General features: G+C 63.3%; 7 protein-coding genes. 4 read left to right on the top strand and 3 right to left on the bottom strand.

Annotation, left to right across the window (positions count from 1 at the left end; genetic code table 11):
* Positions 1-287 precede the first annotated feature (287 nt).
* From QCE88_RS23050 to QCE88_RS23040, 3 genes are all read right to left on the bottom strand, one after another.
* A complete protein-coding gene (locus QCE88_RS23050; protein WP_309906614.1) occupies positions 288-1,262 on the bottom strand; it encodes a ParB/RepB/Spo0J family partition protein in 975 nt (324 codons plus the stop codon).
* A complete protein-coding gene (locus tag QCE88_RS23045; protein WP_309908743.1) occupies positions 1,263-2,441 on the bottom strand; it encodes an AAA family ATPase in 1,179 nt (392 codons plus the stop codon).
* Between the two features lie 191 nt (positions 2,442-2,632).
* Positions 2,633-4,570: a phage integrase family protein gene (locus tag QCE88_RS23040; protein WP_309906612.1), complete on the bottom strand. Its 1,938-nt coding sequence runs from the start codon at positions 4,568-4,570 to the stop codon at positions 2,633-2,635.
* Positions 4,571-4,768: 198 nt separating this feature from the next.
* On the opposite strand from QCE88_RS23040, the gene QCE88_RS23035 reads away from it, so the two are divergent.
* The 4 genes from QCE88_RS23035 to QCE88_RS23020 all read left to right on the top strand — a co-directional run bounded on the left by QCE88_RS23035 (position 4,769) and on the right by QCE88_RS23020 (position 12,599).
* A complete protein-coding gene (locus tag QCE88_RS23035; protein WP_309906610.1) occupies positions 4,769-6,112 on the top strand; it encodes an Nramp family divalent metal transporter in 1,344 nt (447 codons plus the stop codon).
* A gap of 31 nt (positions 6,113-6,143) precedes the next feature.
* Positions 6,144-7,307: a dienelactone hydrolase family protein gene (locus tag QCE88_RS23030; RefSeq protein ID WP_309906608.1), complete on the top strand. Its 1,164-nt coding sequence runs from the start codon at positions 6,144-6,146 to the stop codon at positions 7,305-7,307.
* A gap of 144 nt (positions 7,308-7,451) precedes the next feature.
* Positions 7,452-10,220: an autotransporter outer membrane beta-barrel domain-containing protein gene (locus QCE88_RS23025; RefSeq protein ID WP_309906606.1), complete on the top strand. Its 2,769-nt coding sequence runs from the start codon at positions 7,452-7,454 to the stop codon at positions 10,218-10,220.
* Positions 10,221-10,265: 45 nt separating this feature from the next.
* The gene (locus QCE88_RS23020) at positions 10,266-12,599 is read left to right on the top strand and encodes a cytochrome P450/oxidoreductase (protein ID WP_309906604.1); all 2,334 of its coding nucleotides are present in this window, start codon (positions 10,266-10,268) and stop codon (positions 12,597-12,599) included.
* Positions 12,600-13,625 lie beyond the last annotated feature (1,026 nt).

The raw sequence follows: 13,625 nt of genomic DNA, 5'->3' as shown, positions 1-13,625 counted from the left end.
AAGACAAACGCTTGACTGCCTATCGCGTTCCGCTAAACTTCGAGGTGCGTACTCGTGACCCGATTGGCGTCGGGAAGCGGACAGGGCGACTTGCAGTAAAGCCCAATATTCAAAAGCCTTCGGTTGGCGCCGAAGGCTTTTGTCTTTCTAGCGTTTGCTATTTACATAGCGACCTCTGATTGCTGAATTGCCAAGTCGTTGATTTCTAACGAGTTTCTACTAGAGTCAAGACTTCGAATCTCTGTGAATCGGCTAACTAGTTGATTTCAAAAGAAAACCTACTAGAGCTACTCTTGCTCTGATTCGCGAAGCGTCTGGTTTATAAATTCGGCAATCCGCTGCCCCCACTGCTCCGCCTCCGTCGCATCCTTCTCGAAGAAGCGGACGCCTACTACGCCATTGCGCGCCGACACCTCGCATACCTTCCTTCTTCCGGCGCGAACAACAGTCGCGCTGGGTGCCGCAACGCGTGGTTTTTCGGCGGCGAACGAAACGGCTTTGTCTTGCGTGAACGCTTCGTCATCCACCAGGCGACGCACTGCCTCAATAACTTTTTCCGCCTTGCCTGCTTCAGTCAGCGCCGCCAGCTTCTGAGCGGCATTGCTTCCCAGTCGCTCAGGCCGCTCTGCGAGCGCCCTCTTGGCTGCATCGGGAAGGGCGTCGAAAGAAAAGATCCGGGTGACATGGCTCTTGCTCAGTCCTGCACTTTCCGAAATCTCGGTGCGCGTCAAGCCGCTCAATTCCTGCAGTCGCTTGAAGTTCCAATACTTCTCGAAGTCGGTGAGCGACGGTGAGAGCAAATTCGAAAAGAATGCCGCGAATTCGATCTCGCTCTCTTCAATTGACGCCACATTTGCCCGGATCGTCGCGCGGCCTAACTCGCGATAAGCAGCAACCCGATTGTGTCCAGCAACGATCTCGTAACGCGCATCCGGCAGCGCGCGCACCAGAATAGGTGTGGCAAGCGCATGCTGCGCCAGGTTGCTTTTCAGTTCCTGAAATTGCTCTGCCGTCAGCTTGCGTCGTCTTCCGTCGATCTCCACCAGCGACTCAAGCGGCACTTCCAGCGCAGCCCGTTCCTCGAGTTGTGCTTCGAGTTCCTTGATTCGTGCCTGTGCCGAATTGATTCGATTCTGCGCATCCATCAATCGGCCGGGCGAAGTGCGCGCCTCCGAGTTGACTGGCCGCTGCTGTTGTGAGGTCTCCGCCGGCTTGTTGCCGATATTCGCGGTCTTCGCGAGGAGTCTGTCCCCGATACCCATTTAAACCTCCGTCTGATTCCAGGCGCGAACGAATTGCGCGTCGAGGTGTTCCGCCAGTCTGTCGAGCGGCTCTTTGAACCGGTTGTAGGCAGCCGTGCTGCCATCCGGTTTCGAAAGGTCATACACCGTGGACAATTGAGCCGATGCGCCCTTCGGTACGGTCGACTCCGGAATCTCGAACGGCAGCACGCGATCGCCGTAAGCTTTTTGCAGCCAGCCACGTACGACGCGCGAGACGTCGTCCGACTTTGCCTTGGTCAGGATCACATTCACGAAGTCGAAGCGCTTTTGCTCGAGCACGCCCGGCAGCTTTTTCGCGATGTCCGCGAAGAGATGCCAGAACTGGGTCGAGCTTGCGAAGTCGAGTGCCTCGGGCGGGCAGGGCAGCAGGATTGCGTCCGACGCGAGCAGCGCGTTGATCGTCAGGTAGCTGAGAGCAGGCGGCGTGTCGATGATGACCGCGTCATACTCCTCGGTCAGTGGCATCAGGCCCTTGCGTACGATCTCCCAGAATTCGAACGTACTGTCGTTCAGCACCTTTGCCGGAATCTCGAACTCGGCGTCGAATAACGATGACGACGCCGGGATCAGATCCAGGTTGTGCCAGTACGTCTCCTGCACCGCGTAGTGCAGCGTCTGCTGGTCGCCATAGATGAGCGGCAGCAGCGTCTGGTCATCGGAAATTTCGGCATCGGGCGCCCAGCCGCACAACTGCGTGGTGGTACCCTGCGGATCGCAATCGATGACCAGCACCTTGCGCCCGAGTAACGTCAGCGCCTGCGCTGCCGATACCGCGGTCGTGGTCTTGGCGACGCCGCCCTTGAAATTCGCCACCGTAACGATGCGCCCACGCTTCCCTTCAGGCCGCCGGACGCGCTCCTTGGTGGAACGAATCCAGGTGAGCGCCTCTTCGAGCGTGAACTCCTTGCTTCGTCCGGCGCCCTTCGACGTACCGGCGGGCAGGTCGCCCTTGGTCGTCAAATACTGGAAGCGCTGCTTGTCGACACCGCACAGCGTCGCAACCTGCGAGCTGGTGAATGTCGGCGCGCTCTTGCGCGGATACGGCTCCAACATTGCATCGCGGATCTGATTGAGAATGTCAGTGGCTTGGGCGGCCACTCCCAAGAGCGTTTCGATCGAAACGGATTGATCGACTTCGGGAAGCCGAGCGCTTAGCATGGAATTCGCAGTCACTGGCGGGCCTGGGTAAGCAAATAATTCTTCGGTTTGTGGAAAACAAGCTGCAAACCGAAGAATAAACGTCGAACCGGTAAACCTCAAGTAAACTCTGAGGTACTTGAGTGCCCGTAGCGGACATTTTTACAACGTCCGTTGCCCAAGTAAACACGAAAGCCCGCCGCCGGTAGGGTTTACCGTCCGCCGGATAGGCTGCGGATCAGCGTTTCGAGGCCTAAAAACTGACGAGGATCGTCGTTTTCCAGATAGAGCGCCGTGGTTGAACGGCTCGCATGGCCCAGTCCGACGCTTACTTCATGCAGGTGAACGCCATGGTTGAGCGCGTGTATCGAATGAGTGTGGCGAAGCCAGTGCGTGCTCGCGCGTTGCAAGGCGCGGCCGCTACCGGGCGCGCGGGCTTCGGCCTGAGCGGCGGCTCGGGAGAAGATTCCCTTGAACAGTTTGCCGATCCCGTCCGGCGTGATTGGCCGACCGTCGCGCGCCTGGGCGAGCAACGGCGTTTCAGCCGTGCAGCCGAGCGGCTCGGGCAAACCGCGGAGCGCGAGATTCTCCCGCAGCGCCTCGACGACGATCCCCGGAAGCAGCACGCTCCGAAGCGCTCCGCGCCCCGACTGGACAGCGAGCCGCCACACGGGTCCGTCCACGCCGTCGAGACTCCCGACGCTCAGCGCGCCGGTGCGGGCATCGGCTAATTCGGTCCGCCGCAGGCCGGTTGCGTATGCCAGCAGCAGGGCCAGGCGATCCCGATGTTCCTGAAAGCTGTATTCCGTCCGCGTGACGGACTCGAGCAGCCCGCGCCACTGAGCCTGATCGAGCGTGCGCTGCGAGGCGTCGAAGGCGGCCGGCGTCGCGACGCGCGCCACGCCAGCAAAGGGATTGATGGTCAGATAACGCTCGCCGACAAGCCATTCGCCCATCGCGGTGAGAATGGAGCGCGCGGTTTCCCGGCTCCGTTCGGAGAGCGGCCCGGCGAACGGGCGCCAGTCCGACAGCCCGCGCTCGCCGCGCCGCGTGGCAATCCAGCGCTCCGCCGGCTGCGGGTCCGCAAGAAAGCGGTCGATATAGTCCGCGCACGCTGGCGCATCGAGTGAAGAGAGCGCTTTTTCCTGCTCCAATACGGCCCAAAGCAGCAGCCGCTCGGCCTCGCGCCGGTAGGCGCGGCGCGTGTGTTCGCTGGCGGACCGGGCGTCGAGCCAGGCGAAAATGGCCCGGATATCCGTGTTGAAACGCGCGCTTGGTGGGGCCCGATTTGTCCCACTGGATCCGTCGAGCGTCGCCGGCAGCCGCAGCGCCTCAAGCGGCGCGACCGTGAGCGGGGCGTGTTCTCCTGGATCCGCCGGCGCGGACTGCCACTGCCGGCGCGGCAATAGCGCTCGCGGGGAAACCGAATACTGAAGCGCCTGCTCGTGAAGCCGCAGCCAGTCGACGACCCGCTGCGCGCCCTTCGGCCCAAGCCGCGGCACGGACGCATACCACCGATGCCCGCGCTGCTCGACGCGCTCGATGACATCCGCGACGGTCATCAACCCGGCCGCCGCGAGCCGGGCGCTCACCGCCGGCTCGAACCAGCCGTCGACGGGATGATCGGGCCGCGGCTCCTGAACCAGGCTCGCTTCCATGCGCGCGAGCGCTTCCGCCTGACGCCGCCGCAGCCGGGCGTTCCGCGCCGCGCGACGATCGAGCGCGGGCGAACTGCCGGGCGGATAGGCCTCCTCGAACAACGCGAGCAATTCGGACTCGCCGTACACGCCATCCGGATCGATCCGCTCGCGGAATTCGTCGAGCGAAGGCGCTGCTGACTCGGCCGGCGTTTCGAACAGCGGGATGCTGCCTGGACGCAGCCGCAGAAGGTGAGCTGCCTCGATGTCCCGCGCCCGGCGCGCCAGGACGGAGAGCGTGTCACGCAGCGCGTCGATGAGGCGCCGTGTGACGCGTACATCGGTTCCTGCGTCGCCATAGGACGCATGGAGTTGCGCCTCGGCGACGCCGTCGAGATAACCGCGATACAGCGCGAAATGCTGGCGCGTCAGCCGACTGGGTCCGTGAAGCCGCCCGGGTTGGGGGGTAGCGGGTGTCGATGCATGCCCGGAGGAGGGCGTGTCGCTAGACATTTAGCCTTTCTTTTCAGTGATTTGCGGCGAGGTTATCAAGCAGCTTCGAATTTGACAAGAAAAATCGCTACATCTGATAAGTGTAATTATCAGCGTATTGATACCCACCGTCCGAAAAAGCCCCTCGCTTGCCAGCCCCCCGAGCCTCGGCGCATATTCGAGCAGGTCCAACCCGTCATGCCTGGAGGAAGCAAGCCGATGCTTGATCCCGTCCGCCACACGCCGAAGCCATCGGAGCAGGATATCGACGCGCGGCCCAGCTTGCCCGAAGTGTACGCATCCGTGCACGTACCCACCGGCGGCCGATGGATTCGCCGCTTCCTTGCCTTCGCCGGTCCCGGCTACATGATTTCGGTCGGCTACATGGATCCGGGCAACTGGGCCACGGATCTCGCCGGCGGATCGCGCTTCGGTTACACCCTGCTCGCCGTGATCCTGCTGTCGAACCTGATGGCGATCCTGCTGCAGGCGCTCGCCGTCCGCCTGGGCGTTGCGACCGGACGCGATCTCGCGCAGGCGTGCCGCGAACACTATCCGAAGCCCGTGAACATCGCGTTGTGGATTGCGTGCGAGGCCGCGATCATCGCCTGCGATCTGGCCGAGGTGATCGGCACCGCGATCGCGCTGCAATTGCTGTTCGGCATTCCGCTGATTGCAGGCGCGCTGCTCACCGCACTCGATGCCTTCCTGCTGCTCCTGCTGATCAACCGTGGTTTCCGCCTACTCGAAGCATTCGTGATCGCGTTGCTGGTGGTGATCGCCGGGTGCTTTGCGTTGCAGATCGCCGCCGCCGCGCCGCCGTTCAGCGACGTGCTGCGCGGTTTCGTGCCGACGCCGCGCATCGTGGCCGACCGCGAGATGCTGTACGTGGCGATCGGCATCCTCGGCGCGACGGTGATGCCGCACAACCTCTATCTCCATTCCTCGATCGTCCAGACCCGCGCGTACGGCAAATCGGTGAAAGCGCGGCGCGAGGCGATTCGCTGGGCGACCATCGACAGCACGATCGCCCTGACCCTCGCCCTGTTCATCAACGCGGCGATCCTGATCGTGGCCGCCGCCGTCTTTCACGCGAACGGTCACGAGGACGTCGCGGAAATCGGCGACGCGTTCCGCTTGCTGTCGCCGCTGCTCGGCCTGGGCATTGCATCGACGCTATTCGCCGTCGCGCTGCTTGCCTCCGGCCTGAATTCGACCGTGACCGCGACGCTCGCCGGACAGATCGTGATGGAAGGCTTCCTGCGTCTGCGCATTCCGAACTGGGCGCGACGCCTGATTACGCGGGCCATCGCCATCGTGCCGGTGATCGTCGTGACGGCCCTCTATGGAGAGAAGGGCACTGGCCAGTTGCTGGTGCTGAGCCAGGTGATCCTGTCGATGCAACTGCCGTTCGCGGTCATTCCGCTCGTGCGTTTCGTCTCCGACCGCCGCAAAATGGGCGTCTTCGTCATTTCGCGCTGGACCAGGGCGCTGGCGTGGATCGTCGCGGGCGTGATCATCGTGCTGAATGTGAAGCTTCTCGCCGATACGATCCTGCGCTGAACCAATTCCATATAGAGGGAAAACGCAGATCATGAGCGGCACGTTCATCGACATCACGCTTCGCAACGGGTCTTCCTTGCCCGCCTACCTCACGCATCCCGCCACGGGATCCGGGCCAGGCATCGTTCTGCTGCACGATGCTTCCGGCGTGGACGATTTCATCCGCCGCACCGCGGATCTCTACGCCGAGGAAGGCTACGTCGTGCTCGCTCCGCGCCTTCCCGCGCACGAGCCGCTGCCGGGCGGCGTGGCGGCGGAAAACGTCGCAACCTTTGTCGAGAACCTGCGCGCGTTGCCGCAGCATGCGGGCAAGGTGGCGGTCATCGGCTTTGGACGGGGCGGCCGGTTCGCGACGCGCATTGCCGCGCAAGCCGACGTGGATTGCGCCGCCTGCTACTACCCGGACGACCTCGCGGCCTGCCTGGCCGAAATCCCGACGATCCGCTGTCCCATCGTTTTCCATTTTCCCGAGCGGGCCGCGTACGACCTGCGCGAGAGCGAGGCGGCGCTGACGGGCAAGCCGTCCGTCGAGCGCTATGTGTATCCGGGCTGCGCGCCGGGTTTCGTCGATACCGGCAGTCCGGATTACGACAAGCCCGCTGCCCTGATGGCCTATTCGCGCACGCTCTCGATGCTGCGCAAGGTGCTCGGTCCGGTATTCGACCTGAACCAGCTGTGGGAACAGCATTGTTACTTCGAGTTCGCAACGCGCGACGTCGAGTCCGTCATGACGACGATGGTCGCCGAACCCTATGTCAATCATGTTCCGACCATGACGGGCGGCGTCGGTCACGACGAGCTGAAGCGCTTCTACACGCATCACTTCGTGCACTCGAATCCCGCTGACACCAAGCTGATTCCGGTGTCGCGCACGATTGGCTCGGATCGTGTCGTCGATGAATTCGTGTTCTGCGCGACGCACGATCGCGAGATCGACTGGCTGCTGCCGGGCCTCGCGCCCACCGGAAAATATTTCGAAGTCCCGATGCTCGCCGTGATCCGCTTTCGCGGCGACAAGCTCTATAACGAACACATCTACTGGGATCAGGCGTCGGTGCTGGTGCAGATCGGCGTGCTGGATCCGGAGGGCTTGCCGGTGGCGGGGCGGCAGACGGCGAGGAAGCTCATCGACGAAACCTTGACGAGCAATGCGCTCATGCCCAACTGGGCAACGAGCGAAGGCAAGCCGGTCTGAACGCTCGACGCAAAGTCTTCAGCAGGCGTTGCACATGCGCGCGACGTGACCTACTCTGAGTGGAATGTTGCGGTCCGCGCACCGAAGTCCATGCATCGTGGTGCCAAATGAAACAATGGCGCGATCCGCACGACCGGAGGACGTATGCCTCGTGCGTCGCCATCAGTGCGCTCGACATCGATCGAGCGTGCGCTGTGTCTTGCGTTCGGTGCGTCGTGCGTGCTGCGGGCCGCGTCGGCGTACGGGGCGTGTGACAACACCGCTCCGCTCGCGGGTCAGACCGCGACGTGCGACACGCGCGCTCCGAATCCGTCGACACAGCCCATTGCCACAGCGCCCGCCAGCGCCAATGTGACGATCAACGTGCTGCCCGGCGCGGCGCTCAACGCTTCAGGCAGCGCCGTCACCGTGCGCAACACGAGCACCATCAACAACGCCGGCACGATCCAGGGTGCGACCGGCGTCTCCATCGCAGGCGGCGCGGCCACGATCGACAACAGCGGAACGATTCGCGGAACGAGCGGCGCGGGCATCGTCGCGAACGGCCGGATCAACGTATCGATCATTAACACAGGCGCGATTGCGGGCGGCGCTGGCGTCGCGGTGAGCACCGACACCGGCAACGATACCTTCGTCATGAACGGCGGCGTCGTGTCGGGACAGATCCGTCAGGGCAACGGCTTCGACACCTTCACGATGACGGCGGGCCAGGTCGACTCGCTCGACCAGGGCGACACGCGCGACGATTTCACGATGACCGGCGGACGGATTGTCGGCGTCTTCGTGAACGGCGACATCGCGCGGATGACAGGCGGGCGCATCGGCACCGTGGACCTGAATGTCGGCAACAACGTCTTCGACATGTCGGGCGGACAAGTCGATGGCAACGTCACCGCTGCGCAGAACAACGACACCTTCACGCTGTCAGGCGGAACGATCGGCGGCCGGGTCGATCTCGGCAGCGGCACGAATGTGCTGAACATCACAGGCGGAAGCATCGGCATGGGCGTCACGACGACCTTCGGCCCGGATACGCTCACATGGAGCGGCGGAACGATTTCGGGACCGGTATCGCTCGGCGACGGCGCGGATGCCGCGATCATCCGCAACCTGAACGACACCACGCTCGGCGCGCTCACGCGTTTCGACGGCGGTCCGGGAACCGATGCACTCACATTTGACAACGTCCAGGCAAGCGGACTTTCACGCTTCACCGGCTGGGAGACCATCGACGCGCGCAACGGCACACAACTGACCTTCGATGCGAACGGCCTCACGCTCGGCGACGGCGTGACGGGTACGGGGACCCTCGATCTCGACGCAACGAGCACGTTGTTCGCGGGCGGCATCGGCGGCACGGCGCTGAAGCCGGCGGTCGCCGGGCAACTCGTTACGTTGAACAACGCGGGCGTGATCGACCTGACCAACGGCGGCGTAAGCACCGGCGACACGTTCACCGTGAACGGCAACTACCTCGGCGCGAATGGGCGCTTGCTCGTGCAGACCGTACTCGGCGCGGACGGCGCGCCCAGCGACAAACTCGTGATCGCGCAGGGTGCGGGAAGCGGCGCGACGTCGATCGGCGTGACAAATGTCGGCGGGAAGGGCGGCTCGACGGTCAACGACGGCATTCTCGTCGTGCAGGCGACCAGCGGCGGAACGACGTCGGCGGGTGCGTTCAGCCTGGCGCGTCCGCTGGAGGCGGGGGCGTTCACTTACTATCTGTTCAAGGGCGGAGCGAGCGCGGGAACGTCGGAAAACTGGTATCTGCGCTCGAGTGTCGCGGCGGTGCCGTCGATTCCCGCCACGCCGGGGACGCCGGGCACGCCCACGACACCTACCACGCCGGAAAGTCCCGGCACTCCAACGCCACCCGCCACACTCATTCCCGCCCCGCAAGCAGCGCCCGGTACGCCTGCGCTGCCGCCGGCGCCGCCGCCGGGCGCAGCGCCGACGCCGCTGTACCGGATGGAAGTGCCGGTCTATGCGGAAGTTCCGCCGCTCGCGCGCGAACTCGCCATTCAGCAGGTTGGCACGTTCCACGAGCGCCAGGGCGATCAGGCCTTACTGACGGAGAACGGCGCGCTGCCTGCGGCGTGGGCGCGTGTGTGGGGCGGCCATGCGACGCTGCACAACAGCGGCGCCGCCGATCCCGAATTCAGCGGCGGCATCGGCGGCGTGCAGATCGGCCATGATCTTTACGCCGACACGACCCCCAGCGGCCATCGCAACCACTACGGTTTTTTCCTGGGCTTCGCGCGCGCGAGCGGCGACATCAGCGGGCTCGCGCTCGGCTTTCCCAACGCGGATGCCGGGCACCTGTCGATGGACGCCTACAGCGCGGGCCTTTACTGGACGCACATCGGTCCGGGCGGCTGGTACACGGACACTGTTCTGCTCGGCAGCGCGCTCACCGTCGATCCACAGTCGAACCGCGGTGTCGGCGCGACGACGCACGGCAACGCGTTCGCTGCCTCGTTCGAAGCGGGCTTGCCGATTCCGCTGCCCGCCGGACTGGGCATCGAGCCGCAGGCGCAGCTCATCTGGCAGCACGTCAACCTGAACGACCTCGACGACGGCATCTCGACCGTCTCCTTCAGCGAGGCCGGCGGGCTGACCGGCCGTCTCGGCGTGCGCTTCTACGGCAGCTTCGATGCCGCCGGCACCGCGTTCGAACCGTATCTGCGCGCCAATCTCTGGCGCTATTTCGGCGCAACCGACACCGCGACCTTCGCCGGCACGACCGTGATCCCGACCGAAGTCTCCGCGACCCTCGCGCAGTTCGGCGCGGGCATCACGGCCAAGGTCAGCGCACGCGGCAGCCTGTTCGCGAACGTCGCCTATTCGATGAACGTGGGAGGCGGGCATCGCAGTGCCATCGAGGGCGGAGCGGGGATGCGCTGGAAGTGGTGAGCCGTTGCATACTACGGACACACATAAGAAATCCAGGAGACAGGCATGACCGACGTGGCCGGCGCGGACCGCTGCCCCTATCACGACAAAGCGCACGACGATGCCCGCGCGCCGAATGGCTGTCCGGTGAGCCCGCAAGCCGCCGAGTTCGATCCCTTCGGCGACGGCTACAACCAGGACCCGCCGGAATACGTGCGCTGGGCTCGCGAGCAGGAACCGGTGTTCTGGAGTCCGCGCCTCGGCTACTGGATCGTCACGCGCTATGACGACATCAAGGCCATCTTCCGCGACAACCGGACCTTCAGTCCGTCCATTGCGCTGGAGAAGATCACGCCGACCGGTCCCGAAGCCAACGCGGTGCTCGCTTCGTATGGCTTCGCGCTGAACCGCACGCTCGTGAACGAGGACGAGCCGGCGCACATGCCGCGCCGTCGCGCGTTGATGGACCCGTTCACGCCCGAGGCGCTCGCGCATCACGAACCGATGGTGCGCGCGCTCGTGCGCGAGTACGTGGACCGTTTCATCGACGCTGGCCGGGCCGATCTCGTCGACCGGATGCTCTGGGAAGTGCCGCTCACGGTGGCGCTCCATTTCCTCGGCGTGCCCGAGGAAGACATGGACACGCTGCGCCGCTATTCGATTGCGCACACCGTGAATACATGGGGACGGCCGAAGCCCGAAGAGCAGGTCGAAGTGGCGCATGCAGTCGGCAAGTTCTGGCAGTTCGCCGGCAAGGTGCTGGACAAGATGCGCGAGGATCCGTCGGGTCCCGGCTGGATGCAGTACGGCATCCGCAAGCAGAAGGAGCTGCCGGATGTCGTCACCGACTCGTACCTCCATTCGATGATGATGGCCGGCATCGTCGCCGCGCACGAGACCACCGCCAACGCCGCCGCGAACGCGCTCAAGCTGCTGCTGCAACATCCGGATGCATGGCGCGACATCTGCGAGGATCCTACGCTGATCCCGAATGCCGTCGAAGAGTGCTTGCGTCACAACGGTTCGGTCGCGGCATGGCGGCGTCTCGCGACGAAAGGCGTGACGATCGGCGGCGTCGCGATTGCGGCGGGATCGAAGCTGTTGATCGTCACGTCGTCGGCGAATCACGATCAGCATCAATTCGCCGACGCCGATCTCTTCGACATCCGTCGCGAAAACGCCAGCGATCAACTCACGTTTGGCTACGGCGCGCATCAATGCATGGGCAAGAATCTCGCGCGCATGGAGATGCAGATTTTCCTCGACGAACTCACGCGCCGCCTGCCGCACATGCGTCTGACCGAGCAGCGCTTTACCTACGTGCCGAACACGTCGTTTCGCGGGCCGGAGCATCTGCATGTCGAATGGGAGCCGGCGCTCAACCCCGAACGCACGAATCCTGCCGTGCGCGAGGCGCGCGCGACGGTGCGCATCGGCGAGCCCTCGTCGCATGCGGTCAGCCGTACGGTGATCGTCCAATCGGCTGATGCTTGCGCCGACGGCATCGTGCGCGTGCGGCTGGCATCGGCGGACGGACGCGATCTGCCGCGCTGGACGGCGGGTTCGCATATCGACGTGCTCTGCGGCGACACCGGCCTTTCGCGCCAGTATTCCCTGTGCGGCGACCCCGCCGATGCGCGCACGTTCGAGATTGCGGTGCTGCGTGAAAGCGCGGGCCGCGGCGGCTCGGCGTGGGTCCACGAGAACGTCAGGCGCGGCGCGCAGTGGCGCATTCGCGGTCCGCGCAATCACTTCCGTCTCGACGAAACCGCGCGACGGCTCGTGTTGATCGCGGGCGGCATCGGCGTGACGCCGATCAGCGCGATGGCGCGGCGCGCACACGCGCTCGGTCTCGACTACGAGGTCCATTACAGCGGCCGTTCGCGTGCTTCCATGGCGCTGCTCGACGAGATGCAGGCGCTGCACGGCGGACGATTGCGGGTGTATGTGTCGCAAGAGAACACGCGCGTCGATCCGGCAAAGCTCGTGGTCGACGAAGGCACTCAGGTGTATGCCTGCGGTCCCGCGCGCCTGCTCGATGCGCTGGGAGAGGCGAGCGCGTCATGGCCCGAGGATGCGCTGCGGATCGAGCACTTCACGTCCAAACTCGGCACGCTCGATCCCTCGAAGGAACGCGCGTTCCAGGTGGAACTGAAGGATTCGGGACTGGTGCTCGACGTGCCCGCCGACCAGACACTGCTCACGACCCTGCGGCGCGCGAACATCGACGTGCAGAGCGACTGCGAGGAAGGTCTGTGCGGTTCGTGCGAAGTGCGCGTGCTGGAAGGCGAGATCGACCATCGCGACGTGGTGCTGACGAAAGGCGAGCGCCAGTCGAATCAGCGAATGATGGCGTGCTGTTCGCGCGCCCGACGCGGGAAACTGGTATTGGCGCTTTGAACGCTTCAGACGCCGGTGGCATTTTGCCGCGGATTACCGGCGTCGTTTTATATCACCATCCGTTCATCACGGCGTCATCTTTTGAGAATATCAAAAAGATTATTTCTCAAATATTGATTGGTTATACCCGGTGGTTACTTTTAATATATTGAGAAAGCTTTTTTTGTCATCTGTGATCACAAGCTGCATGGCCAGATTTTCGTGAGCCTGCTTATGTCAATCGGACGAATTACAGCTTCCAGGCGGCATGCAAGTGTTTCCGATGCGCCTTTCATCAGGCTGAACGCGCAATTTTCGTCGTCATATGGGATGATTATTGAACGTCCGTTCGAGCAAAGCTGCGCTTTCTTGCATCTTCAATAGCACTATTTTTACCAAAATCAGGGTTATTACCTACTAATATGAGATTTTTTACGCATGTTTTGCGTTTAGAATCAGTCCTAATTGGTGCGACGCACAAGGCGTGCCTGATCGAATAACTTCCACAAGCCCTGATGTCCGCCGCGCGAGTCCCGCGCGGATGAAAACACGCATGCGTGTTTTCACGATGTGGGCTGTAGAGAAGGTCGTTGCTGAACCTGAGAGATTATCCAATAGGCCCATATAAATGGACCATGCTGCACACTTCGAGATCGACGCATCTCGCCACCTGTCTGTCTTTCGAAACTGGCAACGGTTGCAACAGTTCCCTTGCCGGCATCGAGTCATAAGCCGAATCGTTTCGTCTGATCGGCGCAGTGCATGTCAGGCGCGTAGTCATTCGACGAAGCGTCGGATGATTGTTTCGCACTGAACACGGCACATCACCCCGACGAGTCCGGACCGAACCCGCTTCGTTTATCCGGCTCGGACACGTAGCGCTGTAATCCGCCCGTTTCATCACGGGCCAGGAACGCACCCACGCTTTTACTGTTTGACGAGGATAAAAAATGACTGACGTAGTGATCGTATCGGCCGCGCGTACGGCGGTAGGCAAATTCGGCGGCTCGCTCGCGAAGATCGCGGCGCCGGAACTGGGCGCAACGG

Source organism: Caballeronia sp. LZ035, from assembly GCF_031451175.1.
Lineage (GTDB): Bacteria > Pseudomonadota > Gammaproteobacteria > Burkholderiales > Burkholderiaceae > Caballeronia.
Note: the sequence above shows the minus strand (reverse complement) of the source record. Positions and strands in the feature narration are given on the sequence as shown.

What these genes read in the sequence shown, in the direction of transcription:
- QCE88_RS23050 (WP_309906614.1), bottom strand. Translation starts at nt 1,262, where the DNA reads ATGGGTATCGGGGACAGACTCCTCGCGAAGACCGCGAATATCGGCAAC.
- QCE88_RS23045 (WP_309908743.1), bottom strand. Translation starts at nt 2,441, where the DNA reads ATGCTAAGCGCTCGGCTTCCCGAAGTCGATCAATCCGTTTCGATCGAA.
- QCE88_RS23040 (WP_309906612.1), bottom strand. Translation starts at nt 4,570, where the DNA reads ATGTCTAGCGACACGCCCTCCTCCGGGCATGCATCGACACCCGCTACC.
- QCE88_RS23035 (WP_309906610.1), top strand. Translation starts at nt 4,769, where the DNA reads ATGCTTGATCCCGTCCGCCACACGCCGAAGCCATCGGAGCAGGATATC.
- QCE88_RS23030 (WP_309906608.1), top strand. Translation starts at nt 6,144, where the DNA reads ATGAGCGGCACGTTCATCGACATCACGCTTCGCAACGGGTCTTCCTTG.
- QCE88_RS23025 (WP_309906606.1), top strand. Translation starts at nt 7,452, where the DNA reads ATGCCTCGTGCGTCGCCATCAGTGCGCTCGACATCGATCGAGCGTGCG.
- QCE88_RS23020 (WP_309906604.1), top strand. Translation starts at nt 10,266, where the DNA reads ATGACCGACGTGGCCGGCGCGGACCGCTGCCCCTATCACGACAAAGCG.